The organism is Pseudomonas sp. efr-133-TYG-103a (genome assembly GCF_030209235.1).
Classification (GTDB): Bacteria; Pseudomonadota; Gammaproteobacteria; order Pseudomonadales; family Pseudomonadaceae; genus Aquipseudomonas.
Genome location: NZ_JARVSK010000001.1, coordinates 268,092 through 283,604, shown reverse-complemented (window position 1 = coordinate 283,604; position 15,513 = coordinate 268,092). Strand labels below are relative to the sequence as shown.

The following is a 15,513-nucleotide window of genomic DNA, read 5'->3' as shown; positions in this document are numbered from 1 at the left end:
GGAATTTCAGCGTATTTATTGTTATGGGCGTGCCTTGCCAGCCCCACGGTGATTGGGCACGCTTGCCTGCCAATGTCGCTTCGACCGGGCGGCAATCATAAAACCTTGTTGCGGGACAGACCACCATGGAGCTTCGTCATCTGCGCTATTTCGTCATGGTGGCCGAAGAGCGGCATTTCACCCGCGCCGCTGCGCGTCTCAACATGCAGCAGCCGCCCCTCAGTCAACAGATTCGTGCGCTGGAAGATGAGCTGGGCTTCGATCTGTTCAAGCGCCACCCCAAAGGTGTCGATCTGACGGCGGGCGGGCTGGTGTTCCTGCAAGAGGCGCAGGACATTCTGGCGCGAGTCAAGGAAGGTTCGCTCAAGGCCTCCCGCGCGGCGCATGGTATCGAAGGACAACTGTGCATCGGTTTCACCAGCTCGGCAGCGGCACATCCGCTGACGCCGCAAATCATTCGAGCATTTCGCGAGCGTTTTCCGGGCGTGGCCGTTTCGCTGAAGGAGGGCAGCGCCCAGCAGCTGACCGAGGCGGCCATCGACGGCGGCGTGGACGTGGGCATTCTGCGCGCCCCCGTCGGCGGCCATCAAAGCATCGAGTTTCATCGGCTGCTCAATGAAGAGATGCTGCTGACGTTGCCCGTCGGGCATCGTTTGCTGGCAGATCACGCTGCGCAAGACCCGATGCCTGTCATTGCGCTGACGAGCCTGGCGGACGAGCCGTTCATTCTCGTGCGTCGTCCCGGTGCGCCGGGCATGTACGCCAACCTCATCACGGCCTGCCAGAACGCCGGGTTCAATCCCCGGATCGCGTTCGAAGTCGAGCGCATGCTCACCAACGTCAGCCTGGTCGCCGCAGGGGCGGGAATTTCCATCGTGCCTGCCTCAATGAAGGATGTGCACAAGGACAGCGTCGTCTATTGCAGGATCAGCGGCGCCCGACCGCGGCTGCATGCGCCGGTCACGCTGGTCTGTCGCAGTTTCAATCAATTGCCGCCGCTGGAGAATTTCATCGACCTGTCGCGCGAATTGAGTGGGCGCAAAGCGCTACAGCGCCCATAAAAAAACCGGCACAGGGCCGGTTTTTTCACTGCGAGACGCTTAGCGTTTCAGCGATGCAGGCACGTATGGCGCGATCGAGGTCAGTACGGCTTTGAAGCACTTGGTGTTGCCCGCAACGATGTGACCTTTTTCAAGGAAGTCGTGCCCGCCATTGAAATCGCTCACCAGACCGCCTGCTTCCTGAATCAGCAGGGCGCCGGCAGCCATGTCCCACTCCGACAAACCCGATTCCCAGAACGCGTCGAAACGACCGGCAGCCACGTACGCCAGATCCAGACTGGCTGCGCCAGCGCGGCGGATACCCGCGGTCTGGCCGACCAGCGAACGGAACATGTTCAGGTAGTTTTCGAGGTTGTCGAGTTGGTTTTCGCGGAACGGGAAACCTGTGCCCAGCAGCGCGCCTTCGAGGCTCTTGCGCGGGCTGACGCGCAGACGGCGACCGTTGAGCTGGGCGCCGCGGCCACGGCTGGCGGTGAACTCTTCCTGACGGACCGGGTCGAGAACAACGGCGTGTTCCAGGCGGCCACGGTATTTGCAGGCGATGCTGACCGCGAAGTGCGGAACGCCGCGAACGAAGTTGGTGGTGCCGTCCAGCGGGTCGATGACCCACAGGTAATCGGCGCCTTCGCCGCTGCCTTCATGCAGGCCGCTTTCTTCGCCGAGGATGCCGTGGGTAGGGTAGGCCTTGAGCAGAGCATCTACGATGGTCTTTTCTGCTGCGCGATCGATTTCGGTGACGTAGTCTTTCGCGTCTTTTTCATCGACCTTGATGGTATCCAGGCGCTCGATGGAGCGGAAAATCAATTCGCTGGCGCTGCGGGCGGCGCGCAGCGCGATATTCAGCATGGGCTGCATGGATGTATCACCTAGGTCGTTAAAGAGAGCCGGGCATTCTATGGGTTCTTGTCGATGATTTCCAGCGCGAGCGCAGCTTTTGCCATGCGTCCGGTCGGCGCACAGGTGAACAAAGACGGGCTGGTCTGCGGCCGTGCAAGGGTGTATGTAACGCACAATACGCAAGGGTTCGTGGCGTTGCCCCGGCCCCTTCTGTAAGATTCGTCCCCCTTTTCACCTGCTAGCGAGACCACACCATTGCTGCAAAATATTCGTGTCGTCCTGGTCGGCACCAGTCATCCGGGAAATATCGGTGGCGCTGCCCGTGCCATGAAGAACATGGGGCTTTCGCGTCTGGTGCTGGTTGATCCCGCGATGTTTCCGCACCACGATGCCGACGCCCGGGCGTCCGGTGCCAGCGACATCCTGGAGAACGCCCAGGTCGTGGCCACGCTGGAAGAAGCGCTGGTCGGCTGCAGCCTGGTCATGGGCACGAGCGCGCGTGATCGCCGCATTCCCTGGCCATTGCTCGACCCTCGCGAGGCCGGCAACAAAACCGTGGAGCACGCGGCACTCGGCGAGGAAATCGCGCTGGTGTTCGGTCGCGAGTACGCGGGACTGACCAACGAAGAGCTGCAGCGTTGTCACTACCACGTGCATATTCCGTCCGATCCCGAGTTCAGCTCCCTGAACCTTGCGGCCGCTGTTCAGGTATTGAGTTACGAGACGCGCATGTCATGGCTGGCGGTTGAAGGGCAGGCCAGCAAGGTCGAGAAATTCGAGGTGAACTCGGTACGCAGCACCGAGCTTGCGACAATGGATGAGATGGAGAAATTCTATGAGCATCTTGAAGCCACACTTGTAAACATTGGCTTCCTCGATCCGGAGAAGCCTCGCCATCTGATGGCTCGGCTGCGTCGGCTCTACGGACGCTCGGCTGTCAATCGATCTGAAATGAGCATTTTGCGTGGCATCCTCACCGAAACCCAGAAAGCGGCCAACGGTGAGCCCTACAAGCGGAAGGATCAGTGATGTTCGAGCGCCTGCGAGAAGATATTCAAAGTGTGTTTCACCGTGACCCGGCGGCCCGCAACGCGTTTGAGGTGCTGACCTGCTATCCCGGTATGCACGCGATCTGGCTGCATCGGTTATCCGGATGGTTGTGGCGCAAGGACCTGAAGTGGCCTGCGCGCATGGTTTCCAATTTCGGTCGCTGGTTGACCGGTATCGAGATTCATCCCGGTGCCAAGGTCGGCAGGCGTTTCTTCATCGATCACGGCATGGGCATCGTCATTGGCGAGACCGCCGAGATTGGCGACGATGTGACGCTTTATCAGGGCGTGACCCTGGGCGGCACGAGCTGGAATAAAGGCAAGCGCCATCCCACGCTTGAGTCCGGTGTCGTGGTGGGGGCGGGCGCCAAAGTGCTCGGGCCGTTCACGGTGGGGGCTGGCGCCAAGGTGGGTTCCAATGCCGTGGTGACCAAGCCCGTGCCCGCAGGTGCGACCGTGGTCGGCATTCCGGGGCGCATCATCGTCAAATCCGACGATGACGCCGAAGCCAAGCGCAAGGCCATAGCCGAGAAGCTGGGTTTCGATGCCTATGGCGTCAGCGAGGACATGCCCGACCCGGTGGCCAGGGCGATCGGCCAGTTGCTGGATCATCTTCAGGCAGTGGATGTGCGCATGGAAGACATGGGCAAGGCGCTCAAGAGCCTTGGCTGCGAATACCGGGAGAAAGAGCTTCCGGAGCTGCGCCAGGAAGTGTTCGACTGCATCAAGGAACGCACTGAGACCAAAGTCGTCCAGGACTGAAAAGGGCGGCGCGGTATAGTAAACGCGGGCATCCCATTTCAGTCCGGCGTTTGCTATCATGCCGCCGCGCTTTTGCGGGTAATCCCGACTGTTTCACTAGGTCTTATAGTTGACTTAAATACTCGGAAATAGCATACTCGCTCTCATTCCGAACCTCCGCGGTACACGTCATGCGACTGACTACAAAGGGCCGATACGCTGTAACTGCCATGCTTGATTTGGCGTTGCACGCGCAGCATGGGCCAGTGTCTCTGGCCGATATCTCCGAGCGGCAAGGGATTTCCCTTTCTTACCTCGAGCAACTGTTCGCCAAGCTGCGCCGCAGCAATCTGGTGTCCAGCGTGCGTGGGCCGGGCGGTGGCTATCAGCTGTCCCGCAACATGCAGGGTATTCAGGTCGCTCAGGTCATCGATGCGGTCAACGAATCCGTCGATGCGACGCGTTGTCAGGGGCTCGGTGATTGCCATGCGGGTGACACCTGTCTGACCCACCACTTGTGGTGCGATCTCAGCCAGCAGATTCATGAATTTCTAAGCGGTATCAGCCTGGCCGACCTCGTCACTCGCCGTGAAGTGCAGGAAGTCGCCCAACGCCAGGACCTGCGTCGTTGCGGTAGCAAGATGCAGCAACTGGACAAGATTGAAACATCCGCCGTTGAGTGAACGCAGATGAACGCGCGGCGCGCCTGCCCGATAGGAGATATTCAATGAGATTGCCGATTTACCTCGATTATTCCGCGACGACCCCGGTCGACCCGCGTGTTGCGCAGAAGATGAGCGATTGCCTGCTGGTTGATGGCAATTTCGGTAACCCGGCTTCGCGCTCCCACGTTTTTGGCTGGAGGGCTGAAGAGTCGGTCGAGAACGCACGTCGTCAGGTCGCCGATCTGGTCAACGCCGATCCGCGTGAAATCGTCTGGACTTCCGGTGCTACTGAATCGGACAACCTCGCCATCAAGGGCGCGGCGCATTTCTATTCCACCAAGGGCAAGCACCTGATCACCAGCAAGATCGAGCACAAGGCTGTCCTGGACACCATGCGCCAGCTTGAGCGTGAAGGTTTCGAGGTCACTTACCTCGACCCGACCGAAGATGGTCTGATCACCCCGGCCATGATCGAAGCGGTTCTGCGTGACGACACCATCCTGGTTTCGATCATGCACGTGAACAACGAAATCGGCACCGTCAACGACATCGCTGCGATTGGCGAGCTGACCCGTTCGCGCGGCGTGCTGTTCCATGTCGATGCGGCTCAGTCCACCGGCAAGGTCGAAATCGACCTGTCGAAACTGAAAGTCGACATGATGTCCTTCTCCGCCCACAAGACCTATGGTCCGAAAGGGATCGGCGCGCTGTACGTCAGCCGCAAGCCGCGCGTGCGCATCGAAGCCACCATGCACGGCGGTGGTCACGAGCGCGGCATGCGTTCCGGCACCCTGGCGACTCACCAGATCGTCGGCATGGGTGAAGCCTTCCGCATCGCCAAGGAAGACATGGCGAGCGAGAACGTGCGCATCAAAGCGTTGAGCGATCGTTTCTACAAGCAGGTCGAGCACCTTGAGGAGCTCTACGTCAACGGCAGCCTGACTGCTCGCGTGCCTCACAACCTGAACCTCAGTTTCAACTACGTCGAAGGCGAGTCGCTGATCATGGCGCTCAAGGACCTGGCGGTTTCGTCCGGTTCGGCGTGCACCTCGGCCTCTCTCGAGCCTTCCTACGTGCTGCGTGCCCTGGGTCGTAACGATGAGCTGGCACACAGCTCGATCCGTTTCACCTTCGGCCGTTTCACCACCGAAGAAGAGATCGATTACGCCGCGCAGAAAGTCTGCGAGGCTGTCACCAAGCTGCGCGCTCTGTCGCCGCTGTGGGACATGTTCAAAGACGGTGTCGACATCTCCAAGATCGAGTGGGCGGCGCACTAATTCAAAGTCGCCACAGAAGCGGCACTTCGTAGCGAGTGATGGGAAGGCAGGACGAAACGGGTAAAGGGCTGAATCAGGTTTCTGGTCAGGCATCGACATCCGTTTTCAACGCAGTATCACCAAGCGCAGTAGTTTGAAGTGTCGCGAGAGCGACTCACCTGATGACGAAAGGAACGAATCATGGCTTACAGCGAAAAGGTCATTGACCACTACGAGAACCCGCGCAACGTCGGCAAGATGAACGCGGAAGATCCTGATGTCGGCACCGGCATGGTTGGCGCTCCGGCGTGCGGCGACGTCATGCGCCTGCAGATCAAGGTCAACGAGCAAGGCATCATCGAAGACGCCAAGTTCAAAACCTACGGTTGCGGCTCCGCGATCGCTTCCAGCTCCCTGGCCACTGAGTGGATGAAGGGCAAGACGCTGGATGAGGCAGAGACCATCAAGAATACTCAGCTGGCTGAAGAACTGGCCTTGCCGCCAGTGAAAATCCACTGCTCGGTACTCGCTGAAGACGCCATCAAGGCCGCCGTTCACGATTACAAGCAGAAGAAAGGCCTGCTGTAAGCAGGTCTTACTCAGCTGCGTTAAGTAACTTGCGTGAAGTAAGGAGATCCGATGGCTATCAGCATGACCGAAGCTGCCGCTAACCACGTGCGTCGCTCCCTTGATGGGCGCGGTAAAGGTGACGGCATTCGTCTGGGCGTTCGTACCACCGGTTGCTCGGGCCTGGCCTACGTGCTCGAGTTCGTCGATCAGCCGGAAAGCGAAGACACGGTGTTCGAACAACATGGCGTCAAGGTGATCATCGATCCCAAGAGCCTTGTCTACCTGGACGGCACCGAGCTTGATTTCGTCAAGGAAGGGTTGAACGAAGGCTTCAAGTTCAACAACCCCAACTCGCGCGGTGAATGTGGCTGCGGCGAAAGCTTCAACGTCTGAGGCTTATTGTGGGTACTCCTTGTCATTTCGCTCTTTTTGATTTGCAGCCGGGTTTTCGTCTGGATCTGGACGCGCTTGCCTCGCGTTATCGCGAACTTGCGCGCAGCGTGCACCCCGACCGCTTTGCCGACGCTTCGGAGTCTGAGCAGCGTGTTGCGCTGGAGCGCTCCGCAAGCCTGAACGATGCCTACCAGACCTTGAAAAGCGCGCCGAAACGGGCGCGTTATCTGCTGGCCCTCAAGGGCGAGGTTCCGCTGGAAGTCACCGTGCACGATCCCGATTTTCTGATGCAGCAGATGCAATGGCGCGAAGAACTCGAGGATCTGCAGGATGAAGCGGACCTGGAGGGTGTGGCCGTTTTCAAGCGCCGGCTCAAGGTTGCACAGGAAGAACTGAACGAAAGCTTCGCGGCCTGTTGGGACGATGCTGCACAGCGTGAGCAGGCTGAAAGGCTGATGCGCCGCATGCAGTTCCTCGACAAGCTCTCCTACGAAGTGCGCCAGCTGGAAGAGCGCCTCGACGATTAACCCCGCGCCGCCTTCTGGGCGGCGCGCCAGTGATATCAGAAAAGCAATGGCTCTACTGCAGATCGCCGAACCCGGCCAAAGTCCAAAACCTCATCAGCGCCGTCTGGCCGTCGGGATAGATCTCGGCACCACCAATTCGCTCGTGGCTGCGCTGCGCAGCGGCATCAGCGAGCCGCTTCCCGACCAGAACGGAGAGGTCATTCTGCCCTCGGCCGTCCGCTATCACGCCGACCGCGTCGAAGTCGGTCAGTTGGCCAAGGATGCTGCCGCGAGCGATCCGCTCAACACCGTCATCTCCGTCAAGCGCCTTATGGGCCGCGGCATCTCCGATGTGAAGCATCTGGGTGGGCAATTGCCTTACCGCTTCAGCGGGGGTGAGTCGCACATGCCGTTCATCGAGACCGTTCAGGGGCCGAAAAGCCCGGTCGAGGTCTCGGCCGACATCCTCAAAGTGTTGCGTCAGCGTGCCGAAGCAACGCTGGGCGGTGATCTGGTCGGCGCGGTCATCACCGTTCCGGCGTACTTCGACGATGCCCAGCGGCAGGCGACCAAAGATGCCGCCAAGCTGGCAGGGCTGACGGTCCTTCGCCTGCTCAACGAGCCCACGGCCGCGGCGGTCGCCTACGGTCTGGACCAGAACGCCGAAGGCGTCGTGGCAATTTACGACCTGGGTGGCGGCACGTTCGATATCTCGATCCTGCGCCTGACCGGCGGCGTGTTCGAAGTCATGGCGACCGGCGGCGACAGCGCGCTGGGTGGCGACGACTTCGACCATGCCATCGCCAGCTGGATCATTGCTGAAGCCGGTTTGTCCGACGATCTTGATCCTTCCGCTCAGCGCAGCCTGATGCAGACTGCGTGTGCGGCCAAGGAAGCCTTGACTGACACCGACGCGGTCGACGTCGTTCATGGCTCGTGGTCCGGCGTGCTGACCCGCGCCGCTTTCGACGCGCTGATCGAGCCGATGATCGCGCGCAGCCTGAAGGCCTGTCGGCGTGCGGTTCGCGACTGTGGCATCGAGCTGGAAGAGATCGAGGCGGTCGTCATGGTCGGCGGCTCCACCCGCGTGCCGCGCGTGCGCGAGGCGGTGGCCGAGCTGTTCGGGCGCCAACCATTGACCGAGATCGATCCGGATCAGGTGGTTGCCATCGGTGCCGCGATTCAGGCCGATACGCTGGCCGGCAACAAGCGTGATGGCGGTGAGCTGCTGTTGCTCGACGTGATTCCACTGTCCCTGGGGCTTGAAACCATGGGCGGCCTGATGGAGAAGGTGATTCCGCGCAACACCACGATTCCGGTGGCGCGCGCTCAGGAATTCACCACCTACAAAGACGGCCAGTCGGCGATGATGATTCACGTGCTGCAAGGCGAGCGTGAGTTGATCAGCGATTGCCGCTCGCTGGCACGATTCGACCTGCGCGGCATTCCAGCGATGGTCGCTGGCGCGGCGAAAATTCGCGTCACCTTCCAGGTCGATGCTGATGGTCTGCTCAGCGTTTCAGCGCGCGAGTTGGCGTCGGGCGTCGAGTCGAGCATTCAGGTCAAGCCATCCTATGGCCTGACCGACGGCGAAATCACGCGCATGCTCAAGGACTCCTTCCAGTATGCCGGTGACGACAAGGTGGCCCGCGTTCTGCGTGAGCAACAGGTCGACGCCCAGCGTCTGATCGAGGCCGTGGAAGGTGCGTTGCAAGCCGACGGCGAGCGTTTGCTCGACGCCGAAGAGCGCATGGTCATTGCGCTGCAGATGGATGAACTGCGTGAATTGATGAAGGGCACCGATGGCGCGGCTATCGAGCAACAGACCAAGCGTCTGTCGCAGGTAACCGATGCATTCGCCGCCCGCCGCCTGGACTCGACGGTGAAAGCCGCGTTGTCGGGGCGCAACCTGAATGAGATTGAGGAATAACTGATGCCGCAGGTCATTTTTCTGCCCCACAAGGAGTTCTGTCCGGACGGGCTGGTGGTCGAGGCCGAGCCGGGCATATCCATCCTTGAGCTGGCCCACGAGCACCACATCGAGATGGAAAGTGCGTGTGGCGGCGTGTGCGCCTGCACCACTTGTCATTGCGTCATCCGCGAGGGTTTCAATTCGCTGGAGGAGGCCGATGAGCTGGAGGAAGACTATCTCGATCGTGCCTGGGGTCTGGAAGCGACGTCTCGTCTCGCCTGTCAGGCGAAGGTGGGCACCGAAGACCTGACCGTCGAGATTCCGAAATATTCGCTTAACCATGCAGCCGAAGCGCCGCACTGACTGAGGGATTGTCATGAGCTACGGTTGGAATGACGTACAACGCATCGCTGAAGAGTTGCACGAGGCTCATCCTGATACCGATCCCTATTCGGTCAGCTTCGTCAAACTGCAGCAGATGATCCGGCAACTGCCGGGTTTCGACGAGACATCCGGTCGAGTCGGCGAGAAGGTACTGGAAGCGGTCCAGACCCTCTGGGCCGATGAAATAGACTGATCATCTTTGCACGTTAGGCAATACACCAGAACCCGCGTATAATTCGCGGGTTTAATTTTTCGCAACAATCACTGTTTCTGGAGTTACACCATGGCTGTTCAACGTACTTTCTCGATCATCAAGCCTGACGCCGTTGCTAAAAACGTTGTGGGCAAGATCACCACCCGTTTCGAAGACGCCGGTCTGCGTGTAGTTGCTTCGAAAATGAAGCAACTGTCCAAGGCCGAAGCAGAAGGTTTCTACGCTGAGCACAGCGCCCGTGGTTTCTTCGGTGACCTGGTTGCCTTCATGACTTCCGGTCCTGTCGTTGTTCAGGTTCTGGAAGGCGAAAACGCTATCGCTCGCAACCGTGAGCTGATGGGCGCTACCAACCCTAAAGAAGCTGCTGCCGGCACCATCCGTGCTGACTTCGCCGAGTCCATCGACGCCAACGCCGTCCACGGTTCGGACTCCGAAGCCGCTGCCGCTCGCGAAATCGCTTACTTCTTCGCTGCTACCGAGGTAACCACTCGCTAAGCTGCTGCTGCGAGTGAGGGTGAATCCATGACTGAGACAACTGGCAAAATCAACCTGTTGGGCCTGACCCAGCCGGAAATGGAAAAATTCTTCGAGTCAATCGGGGAGAAACGCTTCCGCGCCGGTCAGGTCATGAAGTGGATTCACCATTTTGGCGTCGATAATTTCGAAGCCATGACGAACGTCGGCAAGGCGCTGCGCGAAAAGCTCGAGCGTCGAGCCGAAATTCGTGGTCCCGAAGTCGTCAGCGAGGACATCTCAAGCGACGGCACCCGTAAGTGGGTGGTGCGCGTGGCGTCCGGCAGCTGCGTCGAGACCGTTTACATTCCGCAGGGCAAACGCGGCACCTTGTGTGTGTCGTCCCAGGCGGGCTGCGCGCTGGACTGCAGTTTCTGCTCCACCGGCAAGCAAGGCTTCAACAGCAACCTCACCGCCGCCGAAGTCATCGGGCAGGTGTGGATTGCCAACAAATCCTTCGGCAGTGTCCCGGCCACCATCGACCGTGCCATCACCAACGTGGTGATGATGGGGATGGGCGAGCCATTGCTGAACTTCGACAATGTCGTGTCCGCCATGCATCTGATGATGGATGACCTGGGCTACGGCATCTCCAAGCGCCGGGTGACCTTGTCCACCTCTGGCGTGGTGCCGATGATCGATGAGCTTGCCAAGCACATCGACGTCTCCCTGGCCCTTTCGCTGCACGCGCCGAATGACGCGCTGCGCAACCAGCTGGTGCCGATCAACAAGAAATACCCGCTCAAGATGTTGCTCGAGTCGTGCCGCAATTACATGTCGGCCCTCGGCGAGAAGCGCGTATTGACCATCGAATACACCCTGCTCAAGGACGTCAACGACAAGCCTGAGCACGCCGTTGAAATGATCGAGCTGCTCAAGGACACCCCTTGCAAGATCAACCTGATCCCGTTCAACCCGTTTCCGCATTCGGGTTACGAGCGTCCCAGCAATAACGCGATCCGCCGTTTCCAGGATCTGCTTCATCACGCCGGATATAACGTCACTGTACGTACCACGCGTGGCGAGGACATCGACGCCGCCTGCGGCCAGCTGGTCGGCCAGGTGATGGATCGCACCCGCCGCAGCGAGCGCTACATCGCCGTGCGCGAACTCAGCGCCGAGGCCGAAGGGGCTCAGGTCGCCACGGCCCGCAACTGACTGCGAATTTGACTGAGAGGATCTCTATGTCCCTGCGCGCTGCGCTGCTGCTGTGTCTTGCCACATTGCTGGTCGGCTGTGTTTCTACCGGCAACGTTGATCCGCTGAGCACAGGCAAGGGGCGTGAAGAGGCTCGTCAGGCTTACGTGCAGTTGGGGCTGGGTTACCTGCAGCAAGGGCAGATGGAGCGGGCAAAGGCGCCTTTGAAGAAAGCGCTGGAACTGGACAGCTCCGACGCCGATGCCAATGCTGCTCTCGGTCTGGTGTTCCAGGCTGAGATGGAGCCGGAACTGGCCAATCAGTACTACACCAAGGCGTTGTCCGCACGTCCCAAGGATGCGCGGATCCTCAACAACTACGGCGGCTTTCTCTACGAGCAGAAGCGTTACAAGGAAGCTTATGAGCGCTTCGAGCAGGCTGCCGATGATAACCTCTACGCCGAGCGGGCTCGGGTATTCGAGAACCTTGGCATGACCTCCCTGATGCTGGGGGATCGTGAAACGGCTCGCGAGCATTTCGACAAGGCCTTGCGACTCGATCGTCAACAACCGCGTGCTTTGCTGGAAATGGCTGAGTTGTCTTACGAAGACAGGCATTATGTGCCGGCGCGTGACTACTACGACCGTTTCAGCCAGTTGAGCGAGCAGAATGCACGTAGTCTGTTGCTCGGCACGCGGCTGGCGAAGATCTATGACGATCGCAACAAGGCAGCCAGTTATGGCCTGCTACTAAAAAGACTCTATCCCGGTACGCCGGAATATCAGCAATACCTGTCGGAGCAATGATGAAAGCGGCGCATCCCGAAGTTGTAGCAGCCACTCGCTCGAACCCTGGTGAAACACTGCGTCAGGTTCGCGAGAGCAAAAACTGGTCGCTGCCAGATGTGGCTTTGAGGCTGAACCTCACCGTGACTTCCCTGGGCTATCTGGAAGCAGGCGATTTTGACAAGCTCCCCGGCCACACGTTTGCCAGGGGCTACATCCGTGCGTACGCCAAATTGATGGGTCTGGACCAGGCCGCGCTGGTCAACGAGTTCGACCAGTACACCGGCACCGACGGCAAGGGCAGCAATGTTCATGCGCTTGGTCGCATCGAAGAGCCGGTGCGCCTGTCGCACAACATCCTGCGAATCGTCAGTCTTCTGCTGCTCATCGCCTTGATCGGCGGCGGTTTCGTGTGGTGGCAGGATCAGGCCACCCTGCGCGGCAAGGAGCCGACCAATCTGGGCATGGAGCACGTCGAAGTCGAAAGCGCCGACGGTACCACCCAGATTCATCCGCTCGACGAACCTGAAGACCAGGCTGTCGCCCAGGGCCAGGCCGAGCCCGAGCCGCTGCCCCTGAATAACGGCGACACTTCTGCCTCTGCGCCGACCACTTCGACCGCGCCGAACACGCCTGCACCGGTGACGACGGCTCCGGCAACCGGGACTGCGCCGGCCCATGGCACGCCCGCAACGCCGGCTGTGCCCGCGCACACCGCACCGACGCCTGGCGCGCCTGCCGTGGCGGCCACGCAGGCTCCGGCTCAGGCACCTGCGGCGGCGGCTACGGAAGCGACCCCGGTGCCTGCCGGTTTCGGTCAGGTTCAGATCCGGTTCAGCGCCGACTGCTGGTTCCAGATCACCGATGGCAACGGCAAGGTGCTGACCAGCGGCCTCAAGCGCTCCGGCGACAGCGTGGACGTCAGCGGCAAGCCGCCTCTGGCCGTGCGCCTGGGCGTAGCGCGCGCTGCACAGGTCAGCTACAACGGGCAGCCGGTCGACGTCACACCTTTCACTTCGGGCCAGACGGCTCGCATGAAGCTAGGGCAATAAGTCATGCACGGCGAATCTCCGATCAAACGTCGCGAATCTCGTAAAATCTGGGTCGGCTCCGTGCCGGTTGGCGGTGATGCGCCGATCGCTGTACAGAGCATGACCAACAGCGACACCAATGATGTTGCCGCCACCGTTGCGCAGATCAATCGTCTGGAAGCGGCCGGGGTGGACATTGTCCGCGTATCCGTTCCGGACATGGATGCCGCCGAGGCATTCGGGCGCATCAAGCAGCTGGTCAAGGTGCCACTGGTTGCCGATATTCATTTCGACTACAAGATTGCCCTGCGTGTGGCGGAGCTGGGCGTCGACTGCCTGCGTATCAACCCGGGCAACATCGGTCGTGAAGACCGCGTGCGTGCCGTGGTCGATGCGGCACGCGACCGCGGCATCCCGATCCGGATCGGCGTCAACGCCGGCTCGCTGGAAAAAGACCTGCAGAAGAAATACGGCGAGCCTACGCCCGCAGCGCTGGTCGAGTCGGCACTGCGCCACGTCGAGCACCTCGACCGCCTCGATTTCCAGGATTTCAAGGTCAGCGTCAAGGCCTCCGATGTGTTCATGGCAGTGGAGGCTTACCGCCTGCTGGCCAGGCAAATCGTCCAGCCATTGCACCTTGGCATCACCGAAGCGGGTGGTTTGCGTTCAGGCACAGTGAAATCGGCCGTCGGCCTAGGTATGCTGCTGGCCGAAGGAATCGGCGATACCATCCGTATCTCGCTGGCCGCCGATCCCGTTGAAGAGGTCAAAGTCGGTTACGACATCCTCAAGTCGCTGCACCTGCGTTCCCGTGGCATCAACTTCATCGCCTGCCCGAGCTGCTCGCGGCAGAACTTCGATGTGGTCAAGACCATGAACGAGCTGGAAGGGCGCCTTGAAGATCTGCTGGTCCCGCTGGATGTCGCGGTGATCGGTTGCGTGGTGAACGGTCCGGGCGAAGCCAAGGAGGCCCATATCGGTCTCACCGGTGGCACGCCGAACCTGATCTACATCGACGGCAAACCATCGCAAAAGCTGACCAATGACAATCTCGTGGACGAGCTGGAGCGCTTGATCCGTGAGAAAGCGGCCGAAAAGGCCCAGGCCGACGCAGCGCTGATCGTTCGCGGCTAACCCAGTTTCCAAGGAATTTTTGTGAGTAAGTCTCTACAAGCCATTCGTGGCATGAACGACATCCTGCCGGACCAGACGCCGCTGTGGCGCTACTTCGAAGGCACCGTATCGCGTTTGCTGGATAACTACGGCTATCGCCAGATCCGCATGCCGATCGTCGAGTTCACCGACCTGTTCAAACGCTCGATCGGCGAAGTCACCGACATCGTCGAAAAAGAGATGTACACCTTCGCCGACCGCAACGGCGACTCGCTGACTCTGCGCCCTGAAGGCACGGCTGCGTGCGTGCGTGCGGTGCTGGAGCATGGCATAACCGGTGGTGGCCAGGTCCAGAAACTCTGGTACATCGGTCCGATGTTCCGTCATGAGCGTCCACAAAAGGGCCGCTATCGTCAGTTCCACCAGATTGGCGTTGAAGTCTTCAACCTCGATGGTCCGGACATCGATGCCGAGCTCATCGTGCTGACATGGCGTCTCTGGGGCCTGTTGGGCATTCGTAATGCGGTCAAGCTTGAGCTCAACAGTCTGGGCACCAGCGAAGCACGCGCTCGTTATCGTGAAGCGCTGGTTGCCTATCTTTCCGCCCGTATCGATCAACTGGATGAAGACAGCCAGCGCCGGTTGAAGACCAACCCGTTGCGTGTGCTCGACACCAAGCACCCTGAAACCCAGGCTGTTCTGGTCGATGCGCCGAAACTGGCGGACTATCTGGACGAAGAGTCCCGGGTTCACTTCGAAGGCCTGAAGGCGCGTCTGGACGCCGCAGGCATTCCGTATGTGATCAACCCGAAGCTGGTTCGTGGCCTGGATTACTACAGCAAGACCGTTTTCGAATGGGTGACCGATCAGTTGGGCGCTCAGGGTACCGTTTGCGCGGGCGGTCGTTACGACGGCCTGGTCGAGCAGATGGGCGGCAAGCCAACCGCCGGCGTCGGTTTTGCCATGGGCATCGAGCGGCTGGTTCTGCTGCTGGAGACGCTGGAACAGGTGCCGGAAGAAATCTCCCGTACGCTCGACGTCTACGTTTGTGCGTTCGGCGAAGCCGCCGAGCTTGCTGCATTGGCGTTGTCCGAGCGTCTGCGTGATCAGGCGCCGACGCTGCGTCTGCAGGTCAATGCCGGCGCGGGCAGTTTCAAGAGCCAGTTCAAAAAGGCCGACAAGAGCGGCGCACTGTACGCCTTGATCCTCGGCGACGAGGAACTGGCTCGCAAGGAGGTGGGCGTCAAACCTCTGCGCGGTCAGGGTGAACAACAAAATATTGCCTGGGATGCTCTGTCCGAGCACCTGGCCGCCTGCATCGTGCAGGGTTGAAGCTGATAAACAGC

Annotated in this window: 18 protein-coding genes; 17 read left to right on the top strand and 1 reads right to left on the bottom strand. The window is 60.2% G+C overall.

Going from position 1 to position 15,513, the window contains the following annotated elements; translation table 11 throughout:
- Window positions 1–125 precede the first annotated feature (125 nt).
- Window positions 126–1,061, top strand: a complete 936-nt coding sequence (locus QRN36_RS01310) for a LysR substrate-binding domain-containing protein (protein ID WP_285422480.1) — start codon at window positions 126–128, stop codon at window positions 1,059–1,061.
- Window positions 1,062–1,100: 39 nt separating this feature from the next.
- Here the strand turns inward: QRN36_RS01310 and suhB are convergent, their stop codons facing one another.
- On the bottom strand, window positions 1,101–1,916 hold the full coding sequence (gene suhB / locus QRN36_RS01305) for an inositol-phosphate phosphatase (RefSeq protein WP_093462988.1): 816 nt from the start codon (window positions 1,914–1,916) through the stop codon (window positions 1,101–1,103).
- A 237-nt stretch (window positions 1,917–2,153) separates the two neighbouring features.
- Between suhB and trmJ the strand changes: the two genes are divergently transcribed.
- The 16 genes from trmJ (at window position 2,154) to hisS (ending at window position 15,499) form a co-directional block, all read left to right on the top strand.
- Window positions 2,154–2,927, top strand: coding sequence for a tRNA (cytosine(32)/uridine(32)-2'-O)-methyltransferase TrmJ (gene trmJ / locus QRN36_RS01300; protein ID WP_285422479.1), 774 nt, complete (start codon window positions 2,154–2,156; stop codon window positions 2,925–2,927).
- Complete coding sequence (gene cysE, locus QRN36_RS01295) at window positions 2,927–3,709, top strand: serine O-acetyltransferase (protein ID WP_285422478.1); 783 nt, start codon at window positions 2,927–2,929, stop codon at window positions 3,707–3,709. The genes trmJ and cysE overlap by 1 nt, the downstream gene beginning before the upstream one ends.
- Before the next feature lie 170 nt (window positions 3,710–3,879).
- On the top strand, window positions 3,880–4,371 hold the full coding sequence (gene iscR / locus QRN36_RS01290; protein WP_285422477.1) for a Fe-S cluster assembly transcriptional regulator IscR: 492 nt from the start codon (window positions 3,880–3,882) through the stop codon (window positions 4,369–4,371).
- Window positions 4,372–4,415: 44 nt separating this feature from the next.
- Entirely contained in the window at window positions 4,416–5,630 is a 1,215-nt protein-coding gene (locus tag QRN36_RS01285; protein WP_285422476.1) for an IscS subfamily cysteine desulfurase, read from the top strand.
- Between the two features lie 180 nt (window positions 5,631–5,810).
- Entirely contained in the window at window positions 5,811–6,197 is a 387-nt protein-coding gene (gene iscU, locus QRN36_RS01280) for a Fe-S cluster assembly scaffold IscU (protein WP_093463004.1), read from the top strand.
- A 51-nt stretch (window positions 6,198–6,248) separates the two neighbouring features.
- Window positions 6,249–6,572 carry an iron-sulfur cluster assembly protein IscA gene (iscA, locus tag QRN36_RS01275; RefSeq protein WP_093463007.1) on the top strand — a complete coding sequence of 108 codons (324 nt, stop codon included), beginning with the start codon at window positions 6,249–6,251 and terminating at the stop codon, window positions 6,570–6,572.
- 8 nt (window positions 6,573–6,580) lie between these two features.
- Window positions 6,581–7,099 (top strand): co-chaperone HscB, encoded by a 519-nt coding sequence (gene hscB, locus QRN36_RS01270; RefSeq protein ID WP_285422475.1) that lies wholly within the window; start codon window positions 6,581–6,583, stop codon window positions 7,097–7,099.
- A 46-nt stretch (window positions 7,100–7,145) separates the two neighbouring features.
- Window positions 7,146–9,008: a Fe-S protein assembly chaperone HscA gene (gene hscA / locus QRN36_RS01265; RefSeq protein WP_285422474.1), complete on the top strand. Its 1,863-nt coding sequence runs from the start codon at window positions 7,146–7,148 to the stop codon at window positions 9,006–9,008.
- A gap of 3 nt (window positions 9,009–9,011) precedes the next feature.
- Entirely contained in the window at window positions 9,012–9,353 is a 342-nt protein-coding gene (gene fdx, locus QRN36_RS01260) for an ISC system 2Fe-2S type ferredoxin (protein WP_093463015.1), read from the top strand.
- Window positions 9,354–9,366: 13 nt separating this feature from the next.
- Window positions 9,367–9,567 carry a Fe-S cluster assembly protein IscX gene (gene iscX / locus QRN36_RS01255; protein ID WP_285422473.1) on the top strand — a complete coding sequence of 67 codons (201 nt, stop codon included), beginning with the start codon at window positions 9,367–9,369 and terminating at the stop codon, window positions 9,565–9,567.
- 90 nt (window positions 9,568–9,657) lie between these two features.
- Entirely contained in the window at window positions 9,658–10,083 is a 426-nt protein-coding gene (gene ndk / locus QRN36_RS01250; RefSeq protein WP_093463021.1) for a nucleoside-diphosphate kinase, read from the top strand.
- 27 nt (window positions 10,084–10,110) lie between these two features.
- Entirely contained in the window at window positions 10,111–11,259 is a 1,149-nt protein-coding gene (rlmN, locus tag QRN36_RS01245; RefSeq protein WP_093463024.1) for a 23S rRNA (adenine(2503)-C(2))-methyltransferase RlmN, read from the top strand.
- Between the two features lie 26 nt (window positions 11,260–11,285).
- Entirely contained in the window at window positions 11,286–12,044 is a 759-nt protein-coding gene (gene pilW / locus QRN36_RS01240; protein WP_093463027.1) for a type IV pilus biogenesis/stability protein PilW, read from the top strand.
- Complete coding sequence (locus tag QRN36_RS01235; protein WP_285422472.1) at window positions 12,044–13,075, top strand: RodZ family helix-turn-helix domain-containing protein; 1,032 nt, start codon at window positions 12,044–12,046, stop codon at window positions 13,073–13,075. The genes pilW and QRN36_RS01235 overlap by 1 nt, the downstream gene beginning before the upstream one ends.
- A 3-nt stretch (window positions 13,076–13,078) precedes the next feature.
- The gene (gene ispG, locus QRN36_RS01230; protein ID WP_093463035.1) at window positions 13,079–14,188 is read left to right on the top strand and encodes a flavodoxin-dependent (E)-4-hydroxy-3-methylbut-2-enyl-diphosphate synthase; all 1,110 of its coding nucleotides are present in this window, start codon (window positions 13,079–13,081) and stop codon (window positions 14,186–14,188) included.
- Between the two features lie 21 nt (window positions 14,189–14,209).
- Window positions 14,210–15,499 carry a histidine--tRNA ligase gene (hisS, locus tag QRN36_RS01225; protein WP_285422471.1) on the top strand — a complete coding sequence of 430 codons (1,290 nt, stop codon included), beginning with the start codon at window positions 14,210–14,212 and terminating at the stop codon, window positions 15,497–15,499.
- The last annotated feature ends 14 nt before the right edge of the window (window positions 15,500–15,513 follow it).

Coding starts and splice junctions, on each gene's coding strand:
- QRN36_RS01310 (WP_285422480.1), top strand. CDS start 126: ATGGAGCTTCGTCATCTGCGCTATTTCGTCATGGTGGCCGAAGAGCGG.
- suhB (WP_093462988.1), bottom strand. CDS start 1,916: ATGCAGCCCATGCTGAATATCGCGCTGCGCGCCGCCCGCAGCGCCAGC.
- cysE (WP_285422478.1), top strand. CDS start 2,927: ATGTTCGAGCGCCTGCGAGAAGATATTCAAAGTGTGTTTCACCGTGAC.
- iscR (WP_285422477.1), top strand. CDS start 3,880: ATGCGACTGACTACAAAGGGCCGATACGCTGTAACTGCCATGCTTGAT.
- QRN36_RS01285 (WP_285422476.1), top strand. CDS start 4,416: ATGAGATTGCCGATTTACCTCGATTATTCCGCGACGACCCCGGTCGAC.
- iscU (WP_093463004.1), top strand. CDS start 5,811: ATGGCTTACAGCGAAAAGGTCATTGACCACTACGAGAACCCGCGCAAC.
- iscA (WP_093463007.1), top strand. CDS start 6,249: ATGGCTATCAGCATGACCGAAGCTGCCGCTAACCACGTGCGTCGCTCC.
- hscA (WP_285422474.1), top strand. CDS start 7,146: ATGGCTCTACTGCAGATCGCCGAACCCGGCCAAAGTCCAAAACCTCAT.
- fdx (WP_093463015.1), top strand. CDS start 9,012: ATGCCGCAGGTCATTTTTCTGCCCCACAAGGAGTTCTGTCCGGACGGG.
- iscX (WP_285422473.1), top strand. CDS start 9,367: ATGAGCTACGGTTGGAATGACGTACAACGCATCGCTGAAGAGTTGCAC.
- ndk (WP_093463021.1), top strand. CDS start 9,658: ATGGCTGTTCAACGTACTTTCTCGATCATCAAGCCTGACGCCGTTGCT.
- rlmN (WP_093463024.1), top strand. CDS start 10,111: ATGACTGAGACAACTGGCAAAATCAACCTGTTGGGCCTGACCCAGCCG.
- pilW (WP_093463027.1), top strand. CDS start 11,286: ATGTCCCTGCGCGCTGCGCTGCTGCTGTGTCTTGCCACATTGCTGGTC.
- QRN36_RS01235 (WP_285422472.1), top strand. CDS start 12,044: ATGAAAGCGGCGCATCCCGAAGTTGTAGCAGCCACTCGCTCGAACCCT.
- ispG (WP_093463035.1), top strand. CDS start 13,079: ATGCACGGCGAATCTCCGATCAAACGTCGCGAATCTCGTAAAATCTGG.